27 protein-coding genes and 1 pseudogene are annotated in these 26,855 nt (G+C 61.9%); 19 read left to right on the forward strand and 9 right to left on the reverse strand.

Annotation, left to right across the window (positions count from 1 at the left end; genetic code table 11):
• Positions 1–69: 69 nt before the first annotated feature.
• The 3 genes from VNX23_RS21760 to VNX23_RS21770 are packed head-to-tail and all read right to left on the reverse strand — an operon-like array spanning position 70 to position 3,141.
• A complete protein-coding gene (locus VNX23_RS21760) occupies positions 70–903 on the reverse strand; it encodes an ABC transporter ATP-binding protein (RefSeq protein ID WP_325633439.1) in 834 nt (277 codons plus the stop codon).
• The gene (livM, locus tag VNX23_RS21765; protein ID WP_325633441.1) at positions 900–2,225 is read right to left on the reverse strand and encodes a high-affinity branched-chain amino acid ABC transporter permease LivM; all 1,326 of its coding nucleotides are present in this window, start codon (positions 2,223–2,225) and stop codon (positions 900–902) included. The genes VNX23_RS21760 and livM overlap by 4 nt, the downstream gene beginning before the upstream one ends.
• A 1-nt stretch (position 2,226) precedes the next feature.
• On the reverse strand, positions 2,227–3,141 hold the full coding sequence (locus VNX23_RS21770; protein WP_325633443.1) for an ABC transporter permease subunit: 915 nt from the start codon (positions 3,139–3,141) through the stop codon (positions 2,227–2,229).
• Between the two features lie 322 nt (positions 3,142–3,463).
• Here VNX23_RS21770 and VNX23_RS21775 point away from each other — a divergent pair, with 322 nt between their 5' ends.
• The 3 genes from VNX23_RS21775 (at position 3,464) to VNX23_RS21785 (ending at position 5,673) form a co-directional block, all read left to right on the forward strand.
• A complete protein-coding gene (locus VNX23_RS21775; RefSeq protein WP_325633445.1) occupies positions 3,464–3,655 on the forward strand; it encodes a hypothetical protein in 192 nt (63 codons plus the stop codon).
• A gap of 223 nt (positions 3,656–3,878) precedes the next feature.
• Entirely contained in the window at positions 3,879–4,922 is a 1,044-nt protein-coding gene (locus tag VNX23_RS21780) for an SMP-30/gluconolactonase/LRE family protein (RefSeq protein ID WP_325633447.1), read from the forward strand.
• Between the two features lie 223 nt (positions 4,923–5,145).
• Positions 5,146–5,673, forward strand: a complete 528-nt coding sequence (locus VNX23_RS21785; protein ID WP_325633449.1) for a hypothetical protein — start codon at positions 5,146–5,148, stop codon at positions 5,671–5,673.
• Here VNX23_RS21785 and VNX23_RS21790 read toward each other — a convergent pair.
• The 3 genes from VNX23_RS21790 to VNX23_RS21800 form a co-directional block, all read right to left on the reverse strand.
• Entirely contained in the window at positions 5,635–6,027 is a 393-nt protein-coding gene (locus VNX23_RS21790; RefSeq protein WP_325633451.1) for a carboxymuconolactone decarboxylase family protein, read from the reverse strand. The genes VNX23_RS21785 and VNX23_RS21790 overlap by 39 nt on opposite strands.
• A gap of 102 nt (positions 6,028–6,129) precedes the next feature.
• Positions 6,130–6,912 carry a 3-oxoadipate enol-lactonase gene (gene pcaD / locus VNX23_RS21795; RefSeq protein WP_325633453.1) on the reverse strand — a complete coding sequence of 261 codons (783 nt, stop codon included), beginning with the start codon at positions 6,910–6,912 and terminating at the stop codon, positions 6,130–6,132.
• A 137-nt stretch (positions 6,913–7,049) separates the two neighbouring features.
• Positions 7,050–8,405: a 3-carboxy-cis,cis-muconate cycloisomerase gene (locus tag VNX23_RS21800; protein WP_325633454.1), complete on the reverse strand. Its 1,356-nt coding sequence runs from the start codon at positions 8,403–8,405 to the stop codon at positions 7,050–7,052.
• 476 nt (positions 8,406–8,881) lie between these two features.
• On the opposite strand from VNX23_RS21800, the gene VNX23_RS21805 reads away from it, so the two are divergent.
• The 12 genes from VNX23_RS21805 (at position 8,882) to VNX23_RS21860 (ending at position 19,625) form a co-directional block, all read left to right on the forward strand.
• The gene (locus VNX23_RS21805; RefSeq protein WP_325633456.1) at positions 8,882–9,328 is read left to right on the forward strand and encodes a carbon monoxide dehydrogenase subunit G; all 447 of its coding nucleotides are present in this window, start codon (positions 8,882–8,884) and stop codon (positions 9,326–9,328) included.
• 179 nt (positions 9,329–9,507) lie between these two features.
• On the forward strand, positions 9,508–9,993 hold the full coding sequence (locus VNX23_RS21810; RefSeq protein WP_325633458.1) for a (2Fe-2S)-binding protein: 486 nt from the start codon (positions 9,508–9,510) through the stop codon (positions 9,991–9,993).
• A gap of 42 nt (positions 9,994–10,035) precedes the next feature.
• Positions 10,036–10,842: a xanthine dehydrogenase family protein subunit M gene (locus VNX23_RS21815; protein ID WP_325633460.1), complete on the forward strand. Its 807-nt coding sequence runs from the start codon at positions 10,036–10,038 to the stop codon at positions 10,840–10,842.
• 39 nt (positions 10,843–10,881) lie between these two features.
• Positions 10,882–11,790 carry a MoxR family ATPase gene (locus tag VNX23_RS21820; RefSeq protein ID WP_325633462.1) on the forward strand — a complete coding sequence of 303 codons (909 nt, stop codon included), beginning with the start codon at positions 10,882–10,884 and terminating at the stop codon, positions 11,788–11,790.
• A 147-nt stretch (positions 11,791–11,937) separates the two neighbouring features.
• Positions 11,938–13,137: a VWA domain-containing protein gene (locus VNX23_RS21825; RefSeq protein WP_325633464.1), complete on the forward strand. Its 1,200-nt coding sequence runs from the start codon at positions 11,938–11,940 to the stop codon at positions 13,135–13,137.
• A gap of 37 nt (positions 13,138–13,174) precedes the next feature.
• On the forward strand, positions 13,175–13,498 hold the full coding sequence (locus VNX23_RS21830) for an XdhC family protein (protein ID WP_325633466.1): 324 nt from the start codon (positions 13,175–13,177) through the stop codon (positions 13,496–13,498).
• Between the two features lie 41 nt (positions 13,499–13,539).
• Positions 13,540–14,238 carry an XdhC family protein gene (locus VNX23_RS21835; RefSeq protein ID WP_325633469.1) on the forward strand — a complete coding sequence of 233 codons (699 nt, stop codon included), beginning with the start codon at positions 13,540–13,542 and terminating at the stop codon, positions 14,236–14,238.
• Positions 14,235–15,839 (forward strand): molybdopterin-binding/glycosyltransferase family 2 protein, encoded by a 1,605-nt coding sequence (locus tag VNX23_RS21840; protein ID WP_325633471.1) that lies wholly within the window; start codon positions 14,235–14,237, stop codon positions 15,837–15,839. Before VNX23_RS21835 ends, VNX23_RS21840 begins: the two co-directional genes overlap by 4 nt.
• Before the next feature lie 264 nt (positions 15,840–16,103).
• Positions 16,104–16,736, forward strand: coding sequence for a TetR/AcrR family transcriptional regulator (locus VNX23_RS21845; protein ID WP_325633473.1), 633 nt, complete (start codon positions 16,104–16,106; stop codon positions 16,734–16,736).
• A gap of 14 nt (positions 16,737–16,750) precedes the next feature.
• Positions 16,751–17,521 carry an HlyD family secretion protein gene (locus VNX23_RS21850; RefSeq protein ID WP_414643050.1) on the forward strand — a complete coding sequence of 257 codons (771 nt, stop codon included), beginning with the start codon at positions 16,751–16,753 and terminating at the stop codon, positions 17,519–17,521.
• A 5-nt stretch (positions 17,522–17,526) separates the two neighbouring features.
• Positions 17,527–18,462, forward strand: coding sequence for an ABC transporter ATP-binding protein (locus VNX23_RS21855; protein WP_325633477.1), 936 nt, complete (start codon positions 17,527–17,529; stop codon positions 18,460–18,462).
• Positions 18,459–19,625 (forward strand): ABC transporter permease, encoded by a 1,167-nt coding sequence (locus tag VNX23_RS21860; protein WP_325633478.1) that lies wholly within the window; start codon positions 18,459–18,461, stop codon positions 19,623–19,625. The genes VNX23_RS21855 and VNX23_RS21860 overlap by 4 nt, the downstream gene beginning before the upstream one ends.
• A gap of 12 nt (positions 19,626–19,637) precedes the next feature.
• On the opposite strand, the gene VNX23_RS21865 is transcribed toward VNX23_RS21860, so the two are convergent.
• Positions 19,638–20,111: a DUF488 domain-containing protein gene (locus tag VNX23_RS21865; protein ID WP_325633479.1), complete on the reverse strand. Its 474-nt coding sequence runs from the start codon at positions 20,109–20,111 to the stop codon at positions 19,638–19,640.
• 15 nt (positions 20,112–20,126) lie between these two features.
• Positions 20,127–20,957 (reverse strand): DUF72 domain-containing protein, encoded by an 831-nt coding sequence (locus VNX23_RS21870; RefSeq protein WP_325633481.1) that lies wholly within the window; start codon positions 20,955–20,957, stop codon positions 20,127–20,129.
• A gap of 374 nt (positions 20,958–21,331) precedes the next feature.
• Between VNX23_RS21870 and VNX23_RS21875 the strand changes: the two genes are divergently transcribed.
• The 3 genes from VNX23_RS21875 (at position 21,332) to VNX23_RS21885 (ending at position 25,434) form a co-directional block, all read left to right on the forward strand.
• A complete protein-coding gene (locus VNX23_RS21875) occupies positions 21,332–22,465 on the forward strand; it encodes a glycosyltransferase family 2 protein (protein WP_325633483.1) in 1,134 nt (377 codons plus the stop codon).
• 23 nt (positions 22,466–22,488) lie between these two features.
• Positions 22,489–23,988, forward strand: a complete 1,500-nt coding sequence (locus VNX23_RS21880) for a glycosyltransferase family 39 protein (protein ID WP_325633491.1) — start codon at positions 22,489–22,491, stop codon at positions 23,986–23,988.
• Between the two features lie 333 nt (positions 23,989–24,321).
• A complete protein-coding gene (locus VNX23_RS21885; protein ID WP_325633485.1) occupies positions 24,322–25,434 on the forward strand; it encodes a DUF2778 domain-containing protein in 1,113 nt (370 codons plus the stop codon).
• Positions 25,435–26,150: 716 nt separating this feature from the next.
• Here the strand turns inward: VNX23_RS21885 and VNX23_RS21890 are convergent.
• Positions 26,151–26,286, reverse strand: a pseudogene (locus VNX23_RS21890) (transposase); the annotation flags it as partial.
• 182 nt (positions 26,287–26,468) lie between these two features.
• On the opposite strand from VNX23_RS21890, the gene VNX23_RS21895 reads away from it, so the two are divergent.
• Positions 26,469–26,855: VOC family protein (locus VNX23_RS21895; RefSeq protein ID WP_325633487.1), on the forward strand; the 387-nt coding region annotated here is incomplete at its 3' end.

The raw sequence follows: 26,855 nt of genomic DNA on the forward strand, positions 1-26,855 counted from the left end.
ACCCCCTCCCGCTCGCTTCGCGATCGAACTTCCCCTTGCCGGGGGAGGTTGGCAGGGTGCGCGGGGCGGTCACGGGCTGCTCTCCATGACGGCAATTGCTTCCTGCTCGTCGGCGCCGAGATAGGCCGCGATCACCTTGGGATCGTCGCGGACGGCTTGGGGCGGCCCTTCGGCGATCTTGACGCCATAGTCCATCACAGCGATGTGGTCAGAAATTTCCATCACGACCGACATGTCATGCTCGATCAAGAGGATCGAGGTGCCCAGATCGTCGCGGATCGAAAGCAAAAGTTCACTCAACGCCGCGCTTTCGCGCGCGTTAAGGCCAGCGGCCGGCTCGTCGAGGCACAGCAATGCCGGCTCGGTGCACATCGCGCGGGCGATTTCCAGACGCCGCTGATCGCCATAGGGCAGGTTGCCGGCGGCATCATCGGCGCGCTCGAGAAGCCCAATGCGGTCGAGCCATCGCTTAGCCTGGTCGATCGCGTGTTTCTCCGCCGCGCGCCAGGAGGGAACGCCGATCAGACCGAGAATGGTGAGGCCCGAAGCCAGCATCAGCGCGTTGTGTTGGGCAACCATCAGATTCTCGAGTGCGGTCATCCCGGGAAACAGCCGGATGTTCTGGAACGTGCGCGCCACCTTCGCCTGCCTGGCGATCCTGAAATCGTTCAGGCGCTCAAGCTGGATGCTGCGGCCACCCTCATGGGTAAGGCGGATCGCGCCCGAGGTCGGCCTGTAGAAACCGGTGATGCAGTTGAACACGGTGGTCTTGCCGGCGCCGTTCGGCCCGATGAGGGCCGTGATCTTGCGGCGCTCCGCATCGAACGACAGGTCGTTGACGGCGACGACGCCGCCAAAGCGCATGGTCAGATGATCGACGTTGAGGATGTTGTCGGCGTTCATCCCCGGCCTTCCCTGGCGAGCTCGGAGGAAATCGCCTCGCTGCGTTTCAGAAACACCGTCGGCGCCCGGTAGCCGACCAGTCCGCGGGGCCGCCAGATCATCAAAAGCACCATCGCCATGCCGAACACCAGCATCCGGTACTGATCGAATCCGCGAAACAGTTCGAAGCCGCCGATCAAGGTGAGCGCGGCAAGCGCAACGCCAAGCTGCGATCCCATGCCGCCGAGCACCACGATTGCGAGCACCAGCGCCGATTCCTGGAAGGTGAAGGACTCAGGACTGATGAAGCCCTGCCTGGTCGCAAAGAACGCCCCGGCAAAGCCGCCGAACATGGCGCCGGTGGCAAACGCGGTCAGCTTGGTGGTGGTGGTGTTGATGCCTAGCGCACGGCAGGCGACTTCGTCCTCGCGCAACGCTTCCCAGGCGCGGCCGATCGGCAGGCGGCGCAGCCGGATCGTCACCCAGTTGGTCAGGAGCGCCAGCGCGAGGATCACGTAAAACAGGAACACGATGCGATGCGTCGGCGAAAATTCGATCCCGAGCCTGGCGGCAAGGCCGTCCTCGCCCGCCGTCAGCGGGATGCCGAAGAAGGACGGCCGCGGAATGGCGCTGATGCCGTTCGGCCCGCCGGTCAGGCTTTGCCAGTTGATGATGACGAGACGGATGATCTCGCCGAAAGCCAACGTCACGATGGCGAGATAGTCGCCGCGCAGCCGCAGCACCGGAAATCCGAGCATCACGCCCCACAATGCGGCGAGAATGCCGGCGAGCGGCAGGCAGGTCCAGAACGACAGCCCCAAATTGGTCGACAACAGCGCGTAGGAATAGGCGCCGACCGCATAGAACGCGACATAGCCGAGATCGAGCAGACCGGCGAGCCCGACCACCACGTTCAATCCCCAGCCAAGCATCACATAGGTCAAAACGAGAATGCCGAGATCGAGAATGTAGCGCTGGTTGTAGAAGATCACCGGCACGAGGAAGGTGAAGATCAGAAGCAGTGGCGGGATGGCGCGGCCTGCGAAATCGAGCGCGGTCTGCAGCGGTTGCGGAACGGACCTCGTGGTCCCCGCCGGCCCCCACCATTGCCGGAACAGTTCGATGACGATGCTGCCGACAAAGACGATGAGGACCAGGATGGCGAGATCGTCGAACCGCGTCCAATAGATCAATTGTCCGGTGGGGCCCGCCTCGGTGCGGATCCCGACCATCAGCGAAAAAAGCACGAGCGCCACGAGCGCGCTGATCAGCGCCTTCTTCAAGATGAATGCGACGCCGGGCAGGCGGGAGACGTGCGTCAATTCGGATGTGGATGATGTCACGTTAGACTTTTTCGACTTCGGGGCGGCCGAGCAGGCCGGTCGGAAGGAAGATCAGAACCACGATCAGGATCGAGAACGCGGCGACGTCCTTGTATTCGACGGAGAAATAGGCCGACCAGAAGGTTTCGATCAGACCGATCAGGAGACCGCCGAGCATCGCACCGGGCAACGATCCGATGCCGCCGAGAACGGCTGCGGTGAAAGCCTTGATGCCGGCGACAAAGCCCATGAAGAAATCGACCAGGCCATAGTAGAGCAGGTACATCATGCCGGCGACGGCGGCGAGAGCGGCACCGATCACGAAGGTCATGGAGATGGTGCGGTCGACATCGACGCCGAGCAGCGCCGCCATCGTCTGATCCTGCTCGCAGGCGCGCATGTCGCGCCCCAGCCGCGTCCGCGACACCAGCCAGGTGAAGAGGGCAAGCAGCACGACGGTGGCGATGACGACGAGGATCTGCACATTGGACAGCCGCACCACGAAGCCGTCGCTCTCGAACAGGCTGTAGCCACCGGTGATGATCGGCGGCACCGGCTTGACGCGCGCGCCTTGCGCGATCTGGGAGTAATTGATCAGCACGAACGACATGCCGATTGCCGACAGCATCGGCGCAAGGCGGAACGAGTGCCGCAGCGGCCGGTAGGCGATGCGCTCCACCGTCCAACCATAGAGCGCGGTGATCGCCATCGATACCAGAAGCACGATCAACAGAATGACCGGCACCGCGGTCAGTCCGATCGAGACCAGGATCAAAAAGGAGATCAGCGCAATGAAGCCGCCGATCATGAAGATATCGCCATGGGCAAAATTGATCATGCCGACGATGCCATAGACCATGGTGTAGCCGATGGCGATCAGGCCGTAGATCGAGCCGAGCACGATGCCGTTGATCAGTTGCTGGGCGAAATAATCCATGCGCTGCCGCTGCCTGGCGCATCTTCCGGCGAGATTATCCGGTTTGCCGTATCAGAACATGCGCAACTGAACTCTTGACGCGGCGAGCGCCCTGGCAGGCGGACGGCGCGTCGCTCATTTCTTAACAGTGGGAACCCGCTGCGGCAACAGCGCGAGCGGTAAGTCTAAGGTCTTGTACAGAGATAGTTTTCGCGAAGCCAAGCCATCGGCCCGGCGGCGGCGACAATCGTTTGAGCAAGGTTTTCAGGAACAAAAGTTCCTGCGCAACCAACAACGGGTTCCCCAGTTGTCCCTCTTGCGGCATTCAACAAGGGAGATCCCGATGTCCAGCCAGAACCAGAATCCGGGCAAGCAGCAGAATCAGAATCCAGGGCAGAAGCCTGGCCAGCAGAATCAGAATCCTAACCAGAAGCCCGGCCAGCAGCAGGGTGGTGGGCAAAAACCCGGACAGCAGCAGCAGGATCCGAACCGCCAGGGACAGAACCCGACCCAGCAGGACAAGGGCGGCCGCTAATCTCCAGTCAACGAAGTGAATGCATTGAAATCCCGCCGAAAGGCGGGATTTTTCTTTGTCAACTGCCTGCGTCCTCATCACGCCACGGCTGTATTCGCGCGAGCGGTCATCTGGACCTCTCAGGGAACCTCAACTACGGTTCCCCTGGCAAGCGGCAACGTCCGGGTGAATGGTTTCGATCATCTGCCGGATGGAACGACCGCGATACCAGGAGGAAATGCCGATGAACATGACCCGCCGGGGTGTATTTGCGACCGCAGGGGCCGCAGCGAGCGCTCTAGCCTTTGGAGAGCGGGCGCAAGCCCAGTCTTTCGAATTCAAGCCGAACCAGCGCTACCCCGAGGCGTCGGTCGAGATCCTCGATCCAAGCTTTACCAAATATCGCGTGTTCTCCAGCACGCTGGAGCAACTTGCGACGGGAATGCGATGGGCGGAGGGACCGGTCTGGTTCGGCGACGGTCGCTATCTCCTCGTCAGCGACATTCCCAACAATCGCATCATGCGCTACGACGAAGCCAACGGAAACTGGGGCGTGTTTCGCCAGCCGTCAAACTTCGCCAACGGCCATGCGCGCGATCGGCAGGGCCGCCTGATCTCCTGCGAACACCTGACGCGCCGCGTGACGCGCACCGAATACGACGGCAAGATCACGGTGCTGGCCGACAATTTCAACGGCAAGCGTCTGAACTCTCCCAACGACATCGTATGCAAGTCCGACGGCTCGATCTGGTTTACCGATCCGCCGTTCGGGATCGCCGGCGAGTGGGAAGGCGACAAGGCAACGCCGGAATTGCCGCACTCGGTTTACCGCATCGCTCCCGACGGCAAGCTCGGACTGGTCACCGCGGATCTTGCCGGCCCTAACGGGCTTGCCTTCTCGCCCGACGAAAAGAAGCTCTACATCGTTGAATCACGCGCACAGCCGAACCGGCTGATCTGGTCTTACGACGTCGGCGCGGACGGAATGACGCTGTCCAACAAGATCAAGCTGGTCGACGCCAACGGGCCTGGGGCTTTCGACGGACTCAGGGTCGATACCGACGGCAACCTCTGGTGCGGTTTCGGCAGCAACGGCGCACCAAACGCCAAGGGCGAGGAACTGGATGGCGTCAAGGTGTTCAATCCGGAAGGCAAGGCCATTGGCTTCATCCGCCTTCCCGAACGCTGCGCCAACCTGACCTTCGGTGGCGTGAAGAAGAACCGCCTGTTCATGGCCAGCTCGCATTCGCTTTACGCGCTGTACGTGGAGGCAAGGGGCGCGGTCTGAGTCGTTCTGCGTCATTGTCGTCGCGAGGAGTGCAGGCGACGAGGCAATCCGGAGCCGGAGACAAGGCTGGATTGCTTCGCTCGCGCTCGCAATGACGCCAAAATACCGCCTCCAACATTAAGGTAAACAAAGGGTTTAAATTGCTCCTCGCAGTTTAAGGGCGTTACCTGTCCCGACAAGCCGAGAGCCTTTCGAAGAGCTTACGGAAAAAAGGGAAGCGTAGATGCCGAGACATTGGCGGATCAGTTCTTTCAGCGGCATATTGCTGGCGGCCTATTTCATTCCGACGTGGGCGATCGTCGCCTGGCGGATCATGATTTCGCCGGTGCAGGGACTTTTTGAGCGGCCGAATGTATCGGTAGCGTTCTTCATCAGCGATCATCTGCAACTGGGGTCGATGTCGATGGTGCGCATCGCCTGGCTGCTTGCGCTGAGCAGGGTGCTGGTGGTCGCATTCTTCGCGATCTTCGTGTGGTTCGCTGTTCGCGCCATGATCCGCAGGACCGAGGATCAAAAGGAGCCGCTGGCGATTGCGCTCGCGATCGGAAGCGTGATCAGTTTTGCAAGCATGATCCTCGCCTCGAAAGTCGGCGAGATCGAAGCGCTGCGCATGCATGCCACCGAGCTCCTGATGATGCTCGGCGCCGTGGTGGTGATGGTGTTCGAGCGCCCGGCGCAGGTCGAGGCTGCGACAATTGCGGCACCGAGCGAGCTAACTCTTGAGCAGGCCCAGCTCCGCAATAATGGCTGAGGCTTCCTTGACCGCGTGATTGGCGGCGGGCACGCCGCAATAGATCGCCTGTTGAAGCAATATCTCCTTGATGTCATCGGGCGTGAAGCCGCCCTCGCTCAACGCTGCGCGGACGTGCAGGCGAAATTCGTCCCATTGTCCGAGCGCGACCATGGTGCCGATCACAAGCACTCGCCTCGTGCGATGATCGAAATGCGGCCGGGTCCAGATCTCGCCCCAGGCGTGGCGCGTGATCAAATCGATGAAATCGGCGTTGAAAGAATTCCTGTTTGCGATCGATTTGTCGACCCAGGCGTCGCCGAGTACCTTTCGGCGCTGGGCCATGCCGTCCTCGCGCCGTTTCTGATCGTCCATCGAAGATCCTCCCCGTCATTGCGAGCGCTGCGAAGCAATCCATGGTGGCATCAATAAAGATACTGGATTGTTTCGTCGCTCACGCTCCTCGCAATGAGGCTATTACTTCTGCATCAAGAAGCCGATCACGGCCTCGGTGAAGGCGTGCGGCTGCTCGACATTTGAAATATGCGCAGCATCGAGAATAGTCAGCGAAGCGCCCGGGATCTGCCTGCGGATGAACTCCGCGGCGGCAACAGGGGTTGCCATATCGTGACGGCCGGCGATCACCAGCGTCGGGCTTTTGATCTTGGGTAGGTAGTCGCGGTTATCGAGCGCGCTCAGCGCCTCGCAACAGCCGAGGTAACCTTGCACAGGCGTTGCGATTAGCATCGACTTCATGTTCGCCGTTACTTGCGGTTCGCGTTCCCTGAAATCGGCGGTGAGCCAGGTTGCGATGACGGTGTCTGCAATCGCGGCGATGCCGCCTTCCTTCACCGCCTTGATACGGTTCAGCCAGTTGGTTGGATCGGGATAGTGACAGGCGGTGTTGGAGAGAATGATCTTGCCCAGGCGCTCCGGCGCATTGGCTCCAAGCCATTGCCCGACCATGCCGCCCATCGAAAGCCCGCACCAATGCACCTTGTCGATATTGAGATCGTCGAGGATCGCTAGCACGTCGCGGCCAAAGCGCTCCATCGAATAGGGCGGCGCCGGCGCGCCGGATTTGCCGTGACCGCGGCGGTCGTAGCGGATGACTCGGAACAGCTGGGTGAGCGCCTTCATCTGCGGCTCCCACATTTTCAAGGTACAACCCAGCGAATTCGACAGCATCAGCGTCGGTCCGCCGTCGCGTCCCTCGACAGATACGTTGAGCAGGCAACCGTCGGCATCGATCATCGGCATTGGCTCAAACCCCCGGTGTCATGCGCGGGGAAGATCCGCGCATCCATCTCAAGAAAGAAGCTCTATCAAAGATGATGGATTGCCGGGTCAAGCCCGGTGATGACGTTTCTCGGAAGAGCCGTCAGTTTTCCATCAACTTATTCCGTATCGATCGAAGCAAGCAGACGATCGATCAGGGCTTGCGAGACGCCCTGATAGGCCATCGGCTCGAATAGCTTTTTGACTTTTTCAGGACTGAGATGCGCCATGACTTTCGGCTCCTTCGCCAGCACGTCGCGCAAGGCTTTCTTTTCCGCCACAGCCTTCTTGCTCGCGGCCTCGACCAGGTGGTGGGCTTCCGCCTTGCCGAGCTTTTCGGCCAGCGCCATCGCCACCGCTTCGGCCATGATCAGGCCTCCGGTCGCATCCAGGTTGGCGCGCATGCGCGTGACGTCGACTTCCATGCCCTCGGCTATATCGACGATGGAACCAAGCGCGCCGGACGTGACGAGCAAAAGGCCTGGCAGCGTCGGCCATTCCGCGTGCCAGGGGCCGGCGCTGCGTTCATGATCCCCGACTTGCGCCGAAAAGATCGTCGCCGCAAGGTTCGGCGCCATGGTGGCCGCGGCAAGTGCGGCCGCGGCCGCGACCGGGTTGCGCTTGTGCGGCATGGTGGAAGAGCCGCCGCGGCCTTCGCCCGAGGGTTCGAACGCTTCAGCCACGTCGGTCTGCATCATCAACTGGACGTCACGCGCGATTTTGCCGCAACTTCCCGCAAGAATAGCCAGCACCGACGCTGCTTCGGCGAGACGGTCGCGATGGCTGTGCCATGGCGCATCGGGCAAGGGCAGTTGAAGCTCTTGCGCGAGCTTTTCTGCGACCAGCCATCCCTTGTCACCGAGCGCGGCGAGGGTGCCGGCGGCGCCGCCGAACTGAAGCGCGATCGTGTCGCCCTTGAGCCGCAGCAGGCGCAACCGCGACCGGTGAAGCGCTGCGGCATATTCGGCAAGTTTTAGCCCAAACGGCATCGGCAGCGCATGCTGAAGCCAGGTGCGCGCCACGACTGCCGTATGACGATGTTCTCGCGCAAGCCTCGCAAAACCCTTGATAGCACGGCCGAGATCGGCAAGCAGCGCCTCGATGCCCGCGCGCAACGTGAGCATGGCACCGGTATCGATCACGTCCTGGCTGGTAGCGCCCCAATGCACGTAACGCGCAGCCTCGGCGTCAGCCCTGGCGACGTCGGCGGTCAGCCGCTTGACCAGCGGAATGGCAAGATTGCCCGAGCGCGTGGCGGCATCGGCCAGCGCAGCCATGTCGAACGCGACGGCCTTGCAGGCCTTCGCAATCGGACCCGCCGCTTTGGCCGGAATCACGCCCACCTCCGCTTCGGCGCGCGCCAGAGCTGCTTCGAAATCGAGCATGTGCTGCAGGCATGTCGCATCGTCGCAGATGGCGCGCATGGCACCGCTCGACAGCATCGGTGCGAGCAGGGGCGAGAGCTGTGTACTCATGATGGGCTAATGGAGTGGATTTGACATTCGCTACCCTACTAGCCGCGAGTTCGCAAGCGAATGTCAAATCCAAAACTCCACCAGATACCAATATTTGGCTGGTGTCCTGATTCCGAAGTTCGCATCGTTTTGCGGCGACCTCGTTTGCGAACTTCGGAATCAAGAGGACACTAGCAAGTCATTGTTTCTAGTGTGGCTTTGGCTCAGAAGTCCGCATGACGAAGTTGCCGCGGCAATGATGCGGACTTCTGAACCGCCACACTAGCGGTCTTTCGATTCCAACATTCGCAAAGGTGCCTGCCGAGAGGGCGCGCGAATGTTGGAATCGGACCGCCAGCGCCTAACCATCCTGATCGGGCTGTGCCAATCCCAAAGCGCGAACGCAAGCCTGCCGAGACCGCGAAATATGCATCTTTCTTTTGGGCCAATCGTGCTTTACTTGGAACAAGACTTAAAAAGCGAATGGGAGGCGTAAGATGGCCATGACGATGAACGGGGAGGTCCAGCTTGCGGCGCCGCGCGAGGTAATCTGGGCCAAGCTGAACGATCCCGGGGTGCTGAAGGCGTCTATTCCCGGATGCGAGGAGCTGGAGCGGACCGAGGACAACGGTTTTCGCGCCACCGTCAAGGTGAAGGTCGGGCCCGTTTCGGCCCGCTTCAAGGGGAAGGTGATGCTGAGCGATCTCGACCCGCCGAACGGCTACAAGATCAACGGCGAAGGCGAGGGCGGGGTGGCCGGCTTTGCGAAAGGCGGCGCAAACGTGAAGTTGACCGAAAAGGAGGGCGGCACGCTGCTCAGCTACGACGTCGAGGCCCAGATCGGTGGCAAGCTTGCCCAACTCGGCCAGCGGCTGATCAACGGCACGGCCAAGAAGCTCGCGGACGAGTTTTTCTCCAATTTCGCAAACGCCGTACAAGGCTAATCTTCCACGCTAATCGTCTGAGCTAATTCCCTGAAAATGCTGGCCCCGCGGAGCGCCGTTCATAACCTGAAGCCATGCTGTGATGAGGTTGCCCATTGCGGGGATGGCCCATATTATGGCTTTGAAACGTCTTTGATGGTTGTGCTGCCGTGCAACGCGGCGGCTTTAGAGAGTGCTGAATGGCCAAAATCTCTTTGATCGTGAACGGTAATCCGGTGAACGCCAATGTCGATCCCCGCACCCTGCTGGTGCAGTTTTTGCGCGAGAATCTGCGGCTCACCGGCACCCATGTCGGCTGCGATACCTCCCAATGCGGGGCCTGTGTCGTGCATCTCGACGGCAAGGCAGTCAAATCCTGCACGACACTTGCGGTGATGGCCGACGGGCATGAGGTCCGCACCATCGAGGGACTTGCCGCCGACGGCGCCCGGCTGCATCCGATGCAGGAGGCCTTCCGCGAGCATCACGGCCTGCAGTGCGGCTTCTGCACGCCGGGCATGATCATGACCGCGGTCGATATGGTCCATCGCAAGGGCCACGACCTTTCCGAACAGACCATCCGCGAAGAGCTGGAAGGCAATCTCTGCCGCTGCACGGGCTACCAGAACATCGTTTTGTCGATCGCCGCCGGCGCCAGGGCGATGGCCAAATCCGACCTTGCATAACGCGCGTCAGCGCAAGGCGACAGGAATACCCAGGGAATACCGATGTACGAATTCAAATATCATCGTCCGGCGACCGTGCGTCAGGCCGCCAATCTCCTTGTCAAGAACGAGGATGCCAAGGTGATCGCTGGCGGCCATACCTTGCTGCCGGTCATGAAGCAGCGCCTCGCCAGTCCCCCGCATCTGGTCGATCTCTCTCACATCGAGGGGCTCGACAGTATCGAGATGAAGGGCCGTTCGCTTGTCGTTGGTGCTACGGCGACCCATCACGCGGTCGCTACCTCGGCCGTTGTCGGCGAGGCGATCCCTTCGCTCGCTTATCTCGCCGGGCTGATCGGCGATCCCGCGGTGCGCCACAGGGGCACCATCGGTGGCTCGCTCGCCAACAACGACCCGACCGCCGACTATCCCGCGGCCTGTCTGGCGCTGGGCGCGACCATCGTCACCAACAAGCGCCGCCTCAAGGCGGACGAATTCTTCAAGGGCCTGTTCACGACCGCGCTCGAAAGCGACGAGATCATCACAAAGGCGATGTTCCCGCTGCCGAAAAAGGCGGCTTATGTGAAATTTCGCAACCAGGCTTCGCGTTATGCGTTGGTAGGGGTATTCGTCGCCAGGCGTCCGTCGGACGTGCGCGTCGCCGTCACCGGCGCAGGCTCCGAGGGCGTGTTCCGCCTCACCGCGTTTGAAGAGGCGTTGAAGAAGCGGTTTTCGGCGAAGGCGCTCGATGGCCTGACGGTGCCGTCAACCGGTCTCAACAGCGACCTGCACGGCAGCGCCGAATATCGCGCGCACCTGATCGCGGTCATGGCGCGGCGTGCCGTCGAAGCCGCGACCGCGAAATCCTGAAGCGTCTGAAAATTCTGTTTGATCAAGGTTGGCTCTCCCATGGCTGCATCGGCGTTACCGAAATCCGTCGATGCGATGCTTGGGCTGTTGTCCTCACGCGGCTATTTCGCCGAGCGGTCGCTGGCGACCGTGACCTACCTGTCGCTGTGCATGGGCCGTCCGTTGTTCCTGGAAGGCGAGGCCGGCGTCGGCAAGACCGAAATCGCCAAGGTGCTGTCGGCGGCGCTCTCGCGCAACCTGATCCGGCTGCAGTGCTACGAAGGCCTCGATGTCGCTTCCGCCGTCTATGAGTGGAACACCGCGGCTCAGATGATCGCGATCCGGCTTGCGGAAGCGGCCGGCGATACCGACCGCGGGCAGCTCGAGAGCGACATCTTTGCCGAACGCTACCTGATCAAGCGGCCGCTTCTGCAGGCGCTCGAGCCGGATGTCGCCGGCGCGCCGGTCCTTCTGATCGATGAACTCGACCGCGCCGACGAGGCGTTCGAGGCCTATCTTCTGGAAATTCTCTCGGACTTCCAGGTATCGATCCCCGAATTCGGCACCGTGAAGGCCCCGCAGCCGCCGATCGTCATCATCACCTCCAATCGCACCCGCGAAATCCACGACGCGCTGAAGCGGCGCTGCCTTTATCACTGGGTGGATTATCCCTCCGCCGAGCGCGAGCTTGCGATCGTCAAATCGCGCGTGCCCGGAATCTCCGCAAAACTGTCGGAGCAGGTGGTGCGCTTCGTGCAGGCGCTGCGCGATCAGGATTTTTACAAGGCGCCCGGCGTCGCCGAGACCATCGACTGGGCCACCGCGCTCACCGAACTCGACGCCCGCACGCTCACGCCGCAGGTGGTCGGCGACACGCTTGGAGCGCTCCTGAAATACCAGGATGACATCGCGCGCATGCAGGGCGATGCCTTGGCGAAGGTTTTGAAAGAGGCAACGAACGAGAGTTAGGTGCCCGCGCAGGCTGTTCAACCTCTCCCGTCGGGAGAGGTCGGCGCGAAGCGCCGGGTGAGGGGGGCACCGACGAAGGATAGATCTTCTCCCAAAGGGAGAGGGGGCGCACCGCCGCTTTGACGTGAAACGTAATTGGGTTTTCCGATGCCCATCGATCATCTCGCGCCTCCGACCGGTCAGATGGCCGACAACATCATCGGTTTTGCGCGTGCCTTGCGCGCGGCCGGGATTCCGGTCGGGCCCGGTGCCGTCATCGACGCCATGAACGCGCTGCAGGTGATCGAAATCGGCAACCGCGCCGACGTGTTCACGACGCTGGAATCGATTTTCGTCAAGCGCCGCGAGCATGCGCTGATCTTCGCGCAAGCCTTCGCCCTGTTCTTCCGCGCCGCCGAGGAGTGGAAGCACCTCCTGGATTCGGTGCCGTTGCCCGATCACGCCAAAAAGAAGCCGCCGCCGGCCTCCCGTCGCGTCCAGGAGGCGCTATCGCAGGCGCAAATGACCGAAGCGCCGCAGGTACAGGAGCAGGAGCTTCGACTTTCGGTCTCCGACAAGGAGGTGCTGCAGAAGAAGGATTTCGCGCAGATGACGGCGGCCGAAATCGCCGAAGTCACCCGCGCCATCGACCAGATGAAGCTGCCGCAGGCCGAATTGCGCACCCGCCGCTTCAAGCCCGATGCGCGTGGGCAGCGGCTCGACATGCGGCGCACGCTGCGCGGCTCTCTGCGTACCGGCGGCGATATCATCGATATCCATCGGCTCGGCCGGATCGAGCGGCCGGCGCCGATCGTGGCACTCCTCGATATCTCCGGCTCGATGAGCGAATATACCCGCCTTTTCCTGCATTTCCTGCATGCGATCACGGACGCGCGCAAGCGCGTCTCGGTTTTTCTGTTCGGCACGCGCCTGACCAATGTGACGCGGAGCCTGCGTGCCCGCGATCCCGACGAGGCGCTCGCCGCCTGCTCGTCGGCCGTGGAGGATTGGGCCGGCGGCACCCGCATTGCGACTTCGCTCCACACCTTCAACAAGCTCTGGGGGCGGCGGGTGCTCGGGCAGGGCGCGATCGTCCTTCTGATCTCGGACGGGCTGGAGCGCGAGGCAGATGCGCGTCTGGCGTTCGAGATGGACAGGCTACACCGCTCCTGCCGTCGCCTGATCTGGCTCAACCCGCTGTTGCGCTATGGCGGCTTCGAAGCCAAGGCGCAGGGCATCAAAATGATGCTGCCCCACGTTGACGAATTCCGCCCGGTGCATAATTTGAGTTCCATCAAGGGTCTGATCGAGGCACTTTCCTCGCCGCCTGCGCCGCACCACCGCAGCATGATCCGGTCCGTGGCTTGAAGGTGAGGCCAGAAAACACGATTGGAAAGAGGCGAACATGCTCAATCGCGATGAAGACATTCTCAAGGCGGCCGAGGACTGGCAGAAGGCGGGCCATGGCGTCGCGCTTGCCACCGTAGTCGAGACCTGGGGCTCGGCGCCCCGGCCGGCCGGATCAAGTCTCGTCATCAACGATGAAGGCACTTTTCTGGGCTCGGTCTCCGGCGGTTGCGTGGAAGGCGCTGTTGTCACCGAGGCGCTCGACGTGATCGCCAGCGGCGAGCCGAAGATGCTTGAATTCGGTGTTGCCGACGAGACCGCCTGGAATGTCGGCCTGTCCTGCGGCGGCACCATCCGCGTCTTCGTCGAAAAGGTCGGCTGAATATCGTCGCCTTGCGAACTTCGAAAAACAGGGCAATTGCCGTGAAGCTTGAAACGCTCAGAGAACTCAATGCCGAGCGCGCCGCGCGGCGCCCCGTGGTCGTCGTGACCGATACCGCAACCGGCGAACAGCGGCTGGTGAAGGCGAAGGATTTCGCCGCCGATCCCCTGCGCGCCGAATTGTCCAAACAGTTGCGCATGGGCAAGAGCGGCACGATCGAAGCGAATGACAGAAAGTTGTTTCTCAACGTATACGCGCCGACCGCACGCATGGTGATCGTCGGCGCCGTCCATATCAGCCAGGCACTGGCGCCGCTGGCGCGCTCGCTGGACTATGACGTGACGGTGGTGGACCCGCGCACCGCCTTTGCGAGTCCCGAACGCTTTCCCGACGTGCCGCTGATCGCCGAATGGCCCGACGTGGCGCTGCCACCGCTCAACATCGATCATTACACCGCTTTCGTGGCGCTCACACATGACCCGAAGATCGACGATCCTGCGCTCCTGCACGCTTTCGAGCGCGATTGTTTCTATATCGGGGCGCTCGGTTCGCGGAAAACCCATGCCAAGCGCGCCGAGCGCCTGAAGGCGCAAGGCGCCAAGGACGGTGATATCGCCCGCATCCACGCCCCGATCGGTCTTTCCATCGGCGCGGTCTCGCCTTCGGAAATTGCGGTGGCGATCATGGCCGAGGTCACGGCGCAGTTGCGTTTACCCAAAGAAAAAGAAGCCGCGGCATGAAATTCGGTCCTGCCAGTCCGGTGGATGCGATCGGTGGCGTCACCGTTCACACCCTGCGCCAGGGTTCGCTGGTACTCAAGAAGGGCACGACCATCGGGCAGGCGGAGGTGGCAGCGCTGACCCGTGCCGGGGTGAAGGAAATCGTCGTCGTAAGGCTCGATGAGGGTGACGTCTCCGAGGATGTCGCCGCTGCCGCCGTTGCGCAGGCCGTCGCCGGAGACGGCATCAATGTCGAGCGTGCCTTTACCGGCCGCGCCAATCTGTTTGCGGCAAGAGCCGGCGTTCTCGTGGTGGACCGCGCCGCGGTCGACCGCATCAACGCCGTCGATGAAGCTATCACCTTTGCAACGCTCCCCGCCTTCAAGCCCGTGGTCGAAGGCGAAATGGTCGCGACCGTCAAGCTCATTCCGTTCGGGGTGGAGGCGAGATTGCGCGACGCGGCGGTTGCGGCGGCAAAGGACGGCGCGTTGCGGATCGCGCCTTACAAGATCAAGCGCGTCGGCGTGATCTCGACGCTTCTGCCCGGGCTCGCGCCGAAGGTCGTGGACAAGACGTTGAAGGTCACCGCCGAGCGGCTGGCGCCCGCCGGTGCAACCATCATCGCCGAGCGCCGCGTTCAACATGATGAGGCGGCGCTCAAGGCGGCGCTGAAGGAATTACTCGATCGCGGTTCGGAGCTCGTCATCGTCTTCGGTGCGTCTGCGATTGCCGACCGGCGGGACGTGATCCCGGCTTCGCTCTCAGGTATCGGCGGCACGGTCGAGCATTTCGGCATGCCGGTCGATCCCGGCAACCTGCTCCTGATCGGCAACGCCGGTGGCGTGCCGGTGCTGGGCGCGCCCGGTTGCGCACGATCGCCGGTGGAAAACGGTTTCGACTGGGTGTTGATGCGCCTGTTGGCCGGCCTGAAGGTCACGAGCGCCGAACTCACCGGGATGGGGGTCGGCGGACTGTTGATGGAAATCGTGACGCGGCCGCAGCCCCGCGAAAGTCGCGCGCCCGACAGCAATCGCCACGTCGCTGCGATCATTCTCGCCGCCGGCCGTTCGACCCGGATGGGAGGTCCCAACAAGCTGTTGGCCGAACTTTCCGGCAAGCCGCTGGTCCGTATCGTGGCCGAACAGGCGGTGGCATCCAAAGCAAAAGGCGTCGTCGTCGTCACCGGGCACCAGGCCGAACTGGTCGAGGGAGCCCTGAAGGGCCTGAAGGTTAAGTTCGTGCGCAACCCGGATTTCGCGCAGGGCCTTGCGACTTCGGTGAAGGCAGGCATCGCCGCAGTACCGGAGGAGGCCGATGGCGCAGTGATCTGCCTTGGCGACATGCCGATGATCTCCTCGCAACTCATTGACCACCTGATCGATGCCTTTGCACCGGATCGGGGCAATTTGATTGCGGTCCCCGTCAGCGGCGGGCGGCGCGGCAATCCGGTATTGTGGTCGCGCCGCTTCTTCAACGAGTTGATGACGCTCGACGGCGATATCGGCGCCCGTCATTTGATCGCCAAGCACAACGAAGCGGTGGCGGAGGTCCCGGTGGAAGGCGACGGCGCGTTTCTCGATATCGATACGCCGCAGGGGCTTGAAGCCGCGCGTAGCGGGTGAGCCGCCTCGATTGTTGCGTCGACGGCTTGGAGTTTCACAGCTAGCGCCGGCAAGGCCCGAGGCGGAGCAGCTCGCTGATTCAGTCAAATTTTAGTTATGTAAAATCAATTACTTATGACGTCGATTGACTGTGACTGACCGGTCAGTCATTATTTTATAATGACAAAGTCCCGATCCGATAAATTGGCCGGACACCCGCAAGCTGGCGCGAAGTCGCGTCGACGCGAACGTGCGACGAGGGCTGCCGCGGACGGCGCGCAGGCCGTGCGGAAGATATCGGCGGCGGCGCGACCCGCCAACCGCGCCGAGCGCGCGGCCGATCGGCGCCAGGCCATCATCGATGCAGCGTTCGATGAGTTCATCGACCGCGGCTATGCCGCCACAAGGCTCGACGACGTCGCAGGGCGTGCCGGTGTCGCCAAGGGCACCATCTATCTTCATTTCAGGGACAAGCAGGCGCTGTTCGAAGAACTGGTGCGGACCGCGCTCGTGCCCTTGATCGGACGCCTGGCCGCACCGCCCGCATCGGGCGGCTCCATTCGTGCCGCGCTGGAAAATTTTGCCGAGAATTTCGTCAACGAAGTTGTCACAACGCGGCGCGGCGCCATCGTCCGCCTGATTGTGGCCGAAGGGCCGCGTTTTCCCGACATCGCCGATTTCTATTATCGCGAGGTGGTCTCGCGGGGTCTTTCCGGCATGCGCGCGCTGATCGAACTCGCCATCCAGCGCGGCGAAATCAAACAGCAGGGTTTGAGGGATTTTCCGCAGATCGTCGTGGCGCCGGCAATGGTCGCCGTGATCTGGCAAGGGCTGTTTGGCCGGCACGCGCCGCTCGATGCCACGGCGATGTTTCGCGTCCATCTCGATTTGATCTTTGGTGAACGGAGGGCGACATGACCTCGTCCAGCGCAATGAGGCGAATTCTGGTCGGGCTCGCGCTCGCGGCTGCGCTCCTCGGCTGCAACGAGCCGCGTAATCCCGGTTACCAGGGCTGGGTCGAAGCCGACATGATTTTCGTCAGTCCCGACGAAGCCGGGCGCGTGACCAAACTGAATGTGCGCGAAGGCGATGAGGTGAAAACCGGCGATCAGCTTTTCTCGGTCGATGACGATATGCAGCAGGCCAATCTCAATCAGAACAAGGCGACGCTGGCTAACGCGCAACAAAGCTATGACCGCGCAGCGTCGCTGAGCAAGACCGGCTCGGGGACCCAGGCCGCGCTCGACGCCGCGGTTTCGGCATTGCGCGTCGCCGAGGCGCAAGTCGTGACCTCGCAAACGCGCCTTGCACGGCGGATCGGCTATTCGCCGCTGAGCGGCACCGTTCAGCAGATTTATTTTCGCGAGGGCGAAACCGTGCCGGCACAGCGGCCGGTGATCTCGATCATGCCGCCCGGCAACATGAAAGTGCGGTTTTATGTGCCCGAAGCCGATTTGCCGAAACTGGCAATCGGTGACGAGGTGCGCGTGACCTGCGACAATTGCTCGGCCGACCTGACGGCGAAAATCTATTTTATTGCGACATCGGCGGAATACACTCCGCCCGTGATTTACAGCCTCGATGAACGAAACAAGCTCGTTTACCTCGTCCAGGCGCGGCCGGCGCGGCCCGATGCCTTGCGGGTCGGCCAGCCCGTCAGCGTTTTCCTCAACCCCAAGACGCCGGTGGCGGACAAGCGGTGAGCGCAATGCCGGAATCCTGGTCCGATATCGCGATCGACGTTCACGGGCTTTCGAAATCCTTCGAAGGCCGCGAGGTCGTGCATGACCTCAGCATGCAGGTCAAGCGCGGCACGATCTACGGCTTTCTCGGTCCCAATGGCAGCGGGAAGACCACGACCATCCGCATGCTGTGCGGCCTGTTGACGCCCGATAGCGGCGAGGGCAGGTGCCTCGGCTACGACATTCGCCGCGACGCCGACAAGATCAAGCGCAAGGTCGGTTACATGACGCAGCGCTTTTCGCTTTATCAGGATCTGTCGGTGCGGGAGAACCTTGAATTCGTCGCGCGTCTTTACGGTATGCCCGATGCGTCCGGTACTGCGCGCGACATGATCACGCGGCTCGGCCTGAGCGGTCGCGAACGGCAGCTCGCCGGCGAACTCTCCGGCGGATGGAAGCAACGATTAGCGCTCGGCGCCTGCACCTTGCCCAACCCGCAACTCCTGCTGCTGGACGAGCCGACCGCCGGCGTCGATCCCAAGGCGCGGCGCGATTTCTGGAACGAGATCCATGCGCTCGCGGCGAGCGGGCTCACCGTGCTGGTCTCTACTCATTACATGGATGAAGCCGAACGCTGCCACGAGATCGCCTACATCGCCTACGGCAATCTTTTGACGCACGGCACCGTGGAGAACGTGATCGCCAAATCGGCGCTTTCGACCTACGCCGTCACCGGCGACGATCTCCACCTGCTGCAAGACGAGCTCGCCGGCAGGCCCGGTATCGACATGGTAGCCCCGTTCGGCAACAGCCTGCATGTATCAGGCCGCGACCGCGCGGTGCTCGAGGCCACCATCGCACCCTGGCGCGAAGACAGGCGATTCAAATGGCAACAGAGCGAGCCGTCGCTGGAGGATGTGTTCATCGAATTGATGACCCGCTCGAAGGATAATTTTCAGTGAGCGTGACGACCCTGCCAGTCGAGCGAAGCGAAGTCGCCGAGCCGCGTTTCGGCTTCTGGCGGCGCACATTTGCGATGATGGTCAAGGAGTTCATTCAACTCCGGCGCGACCGCGTATCGTTCGCGATGATCATCATGATTCCGGTGGTGCAGCTTTTGCTGTTTGGCTATGCCATCAACACCACGCCGCGCAACTTGCCGACCGCCGTGTTGCTGCAGGAAGATAGCGATCTCGCCCGCTCGATCCTGAAAGCGCTGGAAAACACCTCCTATTTCCACTTCGTCCGCGAAGTGCACGATGTCAACGAGTTCGATGACCTTTTGACTTCCGGCAAGGTGCTGTTCGGGGTGGAAATCCCGCGTGGCTTCGAGCGCGCGGTAAGGCGCGGCGACTATCCTGCGCTGCTGGTCGCGGCCGACGCCACCGATCCCGTGGCGGCAAGCTCCGCGCTGTCGTCGCTCGGCATCGTGGTTCAGACGGCGCTCGCGCATGATCTCTACACGGGCGATCCGCCGACGCTGCCGTTCGAGATCCGCGCCCACGCGCGCTACAACCCGGCCGCCTCATCGCGGCTGAACATCGTGCCAGGGCTGGTCGGCACCATTCTTACCATGACCATGCTGATCTTCACCGCGCTATCGGTGACGCGCGAGGTTGAGCGCGGGACCATGGAGAGCCTGCTGTCGATGCCGATCACGCCGGTCGAGGTGATGCTCGGCAAGATTGTTCCTTATGTGCTGGTGGGTTTCATCCAGGCCATATTGATCATCGGCATCGGCGTGTTCCTGTTCGGGGTGCCGGTTCGAGGCAGCCTGGTCATGCTGGCGCTGCTCTCGACGCTCTTCATCACGACCAATCTTTCGATCGGCTACACCTTTTCGACTATCGCGCAGAACCAGCTTCAGGCGATGCAGATGTCGATCATGTTCTTCCTGCCGAGCATTCTTTTGTCGGGCTTCATGTTCCCGTTCCTCGGCATGCCGGTATGGGCGCAGTATGTCGGTGAGGCACTGCCGTTGACGCATTATTTGCGGATCGTCCGCGCCATCATGCTGAAAGGCGCGACGCTGCAGAATCTCGAATATGACGCGGCTGCGCTGGTTTCGTTGATGTTGCTCGCAATGGCGATCGCGGTGATGCGTTTCCGTCGCACGCTCGACTGAGCGAGAGGATTCTCACACCTGTTTGGCGACCAGGTTCTCGACCACGGCTCCTTCGCGGTCTTCGATGATCTCGGCAATCCATTGCCGATGGCAATGCCGGTGGTCGCGCTCGTAGCAGAGCAGGCAGACCGGGCCGGATTTCACGACTAGCGCGCAGAGTTCGTCGAGTTGTTCTTTCGCCTGTAGCGTTTTCAGATGCTTGGCATAGATCCTGTGAAGCATGTCGTATTTGCCGGCGCGCGCGGCCTCGCGGCCTTCCTTCGGCGTGCCGAGCCCGCGCAGATGAATGTAAGCAATGCCACGCTCGTCAAGCTCCGCCGCAAGCTGGTTTTTGGAAAAGCCGGGACGGCGCGAGGCGGAGACCGCGCGCACGTCCACTACGAGCTTCACCCGTGCCTGTTCGAGTTCGTCAAGCACCGCTCTCACCGGCGTCTGTTCGTAGCCGATGGTGAAGAGCTTTTTGGACGTGTTAGCGGATCGGGCCACCTGAAACCGCTTTGATTATTCTACCCGCGCGATTAATTCCATCGCGCCGGCGGGTGCGCGAATTTTACCCTCGTGAATCACATAGGCAAAGACGTCGCGCGGGGTTTTCTTTGCTGACGCGGAATCAACGCGCGGCAGGTCGCCCGGTTCGCCGCCCTTGGCCCACAGCTGTAGCCGTCCCGCCCAGGCATCGAGCTCTTTCGGCGGATAGCAGGTCTTGATTTCGTCGTTGCCTTTCTGCAGGCGGGCGTAGACGAAATCGCCGACAACGTCCGCAATCGCCGGGTACTTGCCGTGCTCGGCAAATACGACCGGCGTTTCGAATTTGCGCAAGAGAGCGACGAAATCGGGGGCGCGAAAACTGTCATGGCGGACTTCGACCACATGGCGCAAGCCGTGCCCATCGAGCTTCCGGGGCAGGAGTTCGAGAAATTTGCCGAAATCGGCTTCGTCGAATTTCTTGGTTGGAGCGAACTGCCAGAGTACGGGGCCGAGGCGGTCGCCGAGTTCGAGAACGCCGGAATCGTAAAACCGTTTGATGGAATCGCCGGCCTCCGCCAGTACACGGCGATTGGTGGCAAAGCGCGGACCCTTCACCGAGAACACAAAACCGTCGGGCACTTCGCGCGCCCATTTGCGAAAACTTTCCGGCTTCTGCGATCCGTAATAGGTGCCGTTGATTTCGATCGACGTCAGCTTCGAGGCCGCGTATTGGAGTTCCTTGGCCTGCGCCAGCTTCTCGGGATAAAAAACGCCGCGCCACGGCTCGAAGGTCCAGCCGCCGACACCGATATAGATGTTGCCCGACTTTTTCGGCGCACCGGGTTGCTTGGGCGACTTGCTCACGTTCGGACACTCGTCTTCGCAAAGAAGTTCCAGCCCCCAAGACTAGACAAATCGCCAGGTATTGGCCAGTTAGCCCGAAAGCTGCGCATCCGGATGCAAGTTGCGCGACGTGGGATCGGCTGTTTGCCCCTTGCGAAACGGCCGGCGCTCTCCTATCTTTCACCCAACGGCGACGTCGACGCTTGATAGCTCCGGCGCCGGGACGACCACGGAATAGTACGGCTGCGCCGGATGTACGCGCGCCCACTGTTCGTGGTCGTTGGCATTTTACCGGCTGTTTTTTACCCGGCGGGCCGGTTTTACCCCCATTCCTCACGGCTGTCTTCGGCCGGCGCCTTGGCATCCCCTTGCGGGTTCGGATATACGCTGGCGCCATGAATGACGCCATACAAACGGGGGACGTAAGGCCGACGCAGACCGCGGAGTTGCCTCAGCTTTCGGTCATCGTTCCGACCTTTAACGAGCGCGGCAACGTCGCGACGCTGTTTCGGCGGCTGGAGACTGCGCTTGCGGGCGTTGCGTTCGAAGTGGTTTTTGTCGACGACAATTCGCCCGACCGAACCTGGCAGGTCGTGCGCGCGCTCGCACGTCAAGACAGGCGGGTGCGCTGTATCCGGCGGGTCGGGCGGCGCGGCCTGTCGGGAGCCTGCATCGAGGGTATTCTGGCCTCGAGCGCGCCATACGCCGCCGTGATCGATGCCGACCTGCAGCACGACGAGACCCAGCTTTCGAAAATGCTCAAGCTCCTGCAAGGCGGCGATCTCGATCTCGTGGTCGGCAGCCGCTACGTCGAGGGCGGCAGCGCCGAAAGCTTCAACAAGCAGCGGGCAGGGGCGAGCGCGCTCGCCACCGAAGTCGCCCGGCGCGTGCTGCGCGTGAAGATCGCCGATCCCATGAGCGGCTTCTTCATGATCAGCAGGGAGAGCTTTGAGCAAGTGGCGCCGCAGCTTTCCACCCAGGGCTTCAAGATCCTGCTCGATGTCATCGTCACCGCCGGCGGCCGTTTGCGGGTCAAGGAAATTCCCTACACTTTCGGCTCGCGCCTGCACGGCGAGAGCAAGCTCGATTCCATGGTGGCGCTGGATTTCCTGGGCCTGGTGCTGGCGAAACTGACGAACGACATCGTCTCGCTGCGCTTCCTGTTGTTTGCCCTGGTCGGTTCGCTCGGCCTGATCGTGCATTTTGTGGCGCTTTATATCTCGCTCGAAGTCTTTGATCTGGAATTTCCGGAAGCGCAGGCCACCGCCGCGCTCTGCGCCATGACCAGCAACTTCGTCCTCAACAATTTTTTCACCTATCGCGATCAGCGGCTGAGGGGGTTTGGCATCCTGCGCGGCCTGATCCTGTTCTACCTCGTTTGCAGCGTGGGCCTTCTCGCCAATGTCGGCGTGGCGTTCTCGGTTTACGATCAGGAGCCGATCTGGTGGCTGGCGGGCGCCGCCGGCGCGCTGATGGGCGTGGTCTGGAACTACGCGATGTCCGGGCTGTTCGTCTGGCGCAAGCGATGAAAATCGCCGCGAGCCTGAACGCCATGAGTTCGGACGAGGCTCGGCTTGTCCGCGATACCTCGCTTGCGATCATGGCGCTGGTGGCGCTGCGGCTGGTCGGCGCCGCCTGGACGCCACTGACTTTTGACGAAGCCTATTACTGGACCTGGTCGCAGCATCTTGCGCCCGGCTATTACGACCATCCGCCTGGTGTCGCGCTCGTCATCCGTCTCGGCACACTGATTGCGGGCAACACCGAATTCGGAGTACGGCTAATCTCGATCGTGCTGGCGTTGCCGATGAGCTTTGCGGTGTACCGCACGGCCGCGATACTGTTTGGCGGCCAGCGCGTGGCGGCGGATGCGGCCATCCTGCTCAACGTCACGCTGATGGCCGCGGTTGGCACCCTGATCGTCACCCCGGATTCACCGTTGCTGGTTGCCTCCAGCTTTGTGCTGTTCTTTCTTGCCAAGGTGCTCCAGACCGACCGTGGCGCCTGGTGGCTTGCGGTCGGAGCCGCGGTCGGCGCGGCGCTGCTGTCAAAATACACCGCGCTGTTTTTCGGTCCCGCGATCCTGATCTGGCTTTTGAGCGTTGCGAAATTACGCCGCTGGCTGATCTCGCCCTGGCCCTATCTCGGCGGCGTCGTCGCTCTTGCGATATTCTCCCCGGTCATTGCCTGGAATGCCGATCACCACTGGGTTTCGTTCATCAAGCAGCTCGGCCGGTCGCGCGTCGCCGAATTAAACTTCGCCTTCATCGGCGAATTGATCCCAACCCAGGTCGCGTTCGCGACGCCCCTTGTCTTTATCCTCGGGGTAATGGGGCTTTACGCGCTGAGCAGAGGCGACAGCGGCGCGCTCGCCGCGCGCGCCCTGGTCAGCGCGGTGTTCTGGACCATCGTCGTGTATTTCTTCTGGCATTCGCTGCATGCCCGCGTCGAAGCGAACTGGTTTGCGCCGGTTTACCCTGCCTTTGCGATTGCGGCTGCGGTCGCTGCGCATCTGACGTGGCAAACGCGCACGCAACGTGTCGTCGATTTTTGCCGGCGATGGGCGAGCCCGACGGGCGTTCTGATGTTCCTGCTTCTGCTCGTGCAGGCCAATACCGGTGTGCTCACCGGCTTTCGCCGCGATGCCACCGTTCGCAGCGTCGGCGTCGGCTGGGTACAACTTGCCCGCCAGATCGAGGCGGTTCGCGCCAGCTTCGGCGCGACTTGCGTGCTCGCACCCGACTACGGCACCACAAGCTGGCTAGCGTTTTATCTGCCAAAAAACGTTTGTGTCATGCAGCCAACGGAACGTATCCGCTGGATCAACATGGGCGACCCGGATCCCGCAACGCTTCCCGGCAAGCTTTTGTTTGTCGACGAACTGCGCAGCACCACGCAGCCTTATGTGAAGGACACCTTCGAGAGGATCGAGCGCGTCGCGGAGTTCAGGCGCATACGCGGGCCGCTTGTGATCGAAACCTACGGCATCGATCTGCTTCAGCGCGCCAAAAAGCCCGTGCTCGACAATTCGGCGCCGCCGGAATTGAAATAAGTCGCTGCGGAGAGCCGCTCGGCATAATCGGGCAATTCTGCGGCACCGGTATCCTTAAGCATTAGTACCGAAGGAACGACCTCGATTTTTGCTGCGATCTCAGTGCTCGAGGCGTGAGTTTCCGTACCAAAATGGGACTGCCTCACAACTGCCCGCACTTAATCCGCATTTAACTAAAAGTCGCCTTAATGCGGGCTTGTGCCTCTGCGAGATGGTCCGTTGGAATTCGGCGGATGGCCGCGCATGGCCGCCGTTCGCTGTGTTTGGGGAGTGCACGAGATCGAACGGCGGCCATGAGGGGATCGGGGTGGGACCAGTCTGGATTCGGTGGGGATGAGTACCAGTAGAGTTGCGTCTGTCAGTTTCGCGGCACCCAAGCGTAGAACACCAGCCCGAACAGCAAGCTCTCAGATCGTCATCGCAGGCACGGCGGCAGCCGCGCTTGCGCTCGGTTGCGCCTGGACGGTCTATGCCAACGTTTTCGCAGCGAGCCCTTATCCGCAACTCGACGGCGCCAGTGTCGATGCGCACGTGACGGCGCCGCCGGCAAGCTTCGCAGCCCGCATCGCGCCCGTTGCTTCGCAAGTCGCGCGCGTCGAATCCCCGATCCCGACGCCCGCGACCGTTTCGCCGGAACCCACGCTTTCCTTCAGCGACCGCTTCGCGGCAGCGTCCGCCCAAGGTGTCGCGCCGGCGCCGATGCCCGAAACTCCAAAGCTTGCGGAAGCGCCCGCACCGCAAGTTGAAGCCACAAGACAGGCCGAAGCACAGAAGGCGAGGGGATCATCGCGCGTTCGCCTCGCCGCGGTAGCGCCTGCGTCAGCCCCGTCCAGCGAGCCTGCGCCGCCAAGGACGGCGGGGGACTCGATCCGTGACATGGCGCAACGCGCCAAGGCGGCGGTGATGTCGATCGCTTCCAACGAAAGGCGCACCATCGTCGAGAAGCTCTGGGGCAAGCAGCCGTCGCACGGCCCGCTAATGGCCTACGCTTCCGCCGACGCCAGCGCGACCGGCAGCATCGCGTCAAGCCAGAATCCCGCGCTCGGCGGATCGCCGCCTTATGACCAATCGACCGCGGTCTACGACATCTCGGCGCACACGGTCTATCTGCCGGACGGCAGCAAGCTCGAAGCGCATTCGGGGCTCGGCCCGAAGCTTGACGATCCAGGCTCGGCCAATATCAGGATGCGCGGCGTGACGCCGCCACACATCTACGAATTGAAGCCGCGCGAGGCGCTGTTTCACGGCGTTGCGGCGTTGCGGCTGACGCCGATCGGTGGCGAGGAAGCGATCTACGGCCGCGCCGGGCTGCTCGCGCATTCGTACATGCTCGGGGCGAACGGCGATTCCAACGGCTGCGTCTCCTTCAAGGACTACAATGCCTTCCTCAGCGCCTATCACAACCAGGGCATCCGAAAACTCGCCGTCGTCGCCAGGATCGAGTGAGCGGCGAGGCCGCACTCCAAATTCCTATTCGAATTTCAAACAGCCAGTCGAACCACTTTCATCCAGACCTTCCACCGTCATCACCGGGCTCGTCCGGTGATTCACGTCTTGCGCTTCTTTTCCGGGACACAAGACGTCGATCGCCGGGTCATCTAGAGAAGCGCTTGCGCTCTTAATGGCACACCTGTGCATTCCCGCAGCGTGTCATTCGCCCGAGTGGATGATCGCCGACCCTCGCAAGAAGAGGGCGCAGGGAATGCCGGGTACATTTGCCCGTACCCACAGCCTCGCGTGCAACATTGAAAAAGCACACGAGCATAGTCGCCACAGGTACAGCCATGATCCGGCAATTCCCTGCGCAATGGTTTTAACGGCTTATTGCGCGCTCTCCCCGGCGATCGGGCTTTCTTGTCACCGTCATCGCGCGGATCGCTCCGCTCAACTTGGCATCGGCGTCGAGATGCCAGGACCACACGACTTCACCGTCCGCTTCTCGCGCCGTTCGTCTTCGAGCGGAAAAGCGTCCATCGCATCCCGCGCCCAACGTTCGTGACGATCGCGAAGCGTCCCTCTTTTCGGGTGCGGGATGGGCGAGATAAGCGACTGATTTGGGGAAACCGAGAAGCGAAATATTTTTGCGAGCGGGACTGGACAGATGAAATCAGCCTGGAATCGTTCGACAATTTCAGTTTTACGCGCAACCCGAATGCCAGGGGTGGCGCCCCGGATCGCAAGACCCAGAAGATGCCATTGAGGACGCGGCGGTCATTCGCCAGTGGCACGCCCCGCGGCTTTATTGGGCAGCCTCGGCTTGATGGCAGTCCATTCGTCGTCGGAGAGTTCGTCGGTCAGGGGCTTGAATCACGGCCTGGCAGTCAGGCTCAACGAGGCTCTGACCGACGGCGATTTGGTCGCGATGCGCCCGAAGGCGGACTCGTTATGCTCACTTCGGTTTTTGTCGGTCATGAACTCTTACCGGCCCCCTGAGGAAGCGACTATAATGGCATTGGGCGAGCCGAACAAAGGAGCCGCGTATGAACCAAGCACAAGTCGAGCAGAAAACCTATCAGATGCCGCCGCAGGATGGGTTTAGCGTCGCGCACTTTCTCACCGTCGCCGACGTCGAGCGATCGCTTCGATTTTACGAAACGGTCTTCGGAGGTCGCATTCTGAGCAGAGGCGACAGCAGCGGCGCACCGGGGTACATCCAGATCGCGAACACGTGGCTCCTTGTCAACCCCGGGGGCGGTCCGACACCCGACAAACCAACGGTAACGCTCAGCGTCCCCGCCAATCCCGATTTAGTCAGCAGCTTTATGAATATCCGCGTTGCAGATATTCAAGCGTGTTATAAACTTTGGCGAAGTCGAGGAGCCGAGTTCATCACGGAGCCGAAGCCCAAGTACGGCGAGACGCGCTGC

The sequence above is a fragment of the Bradyrhizobium sp. genome, assembly GCF_035570375.1.
Taxonomy (GTDB): Bacteria; Pseudomonadota; Alphaproteobacteria; order Rhizobiales; family Xanthobacteraceae; genus Bradyrhizobium.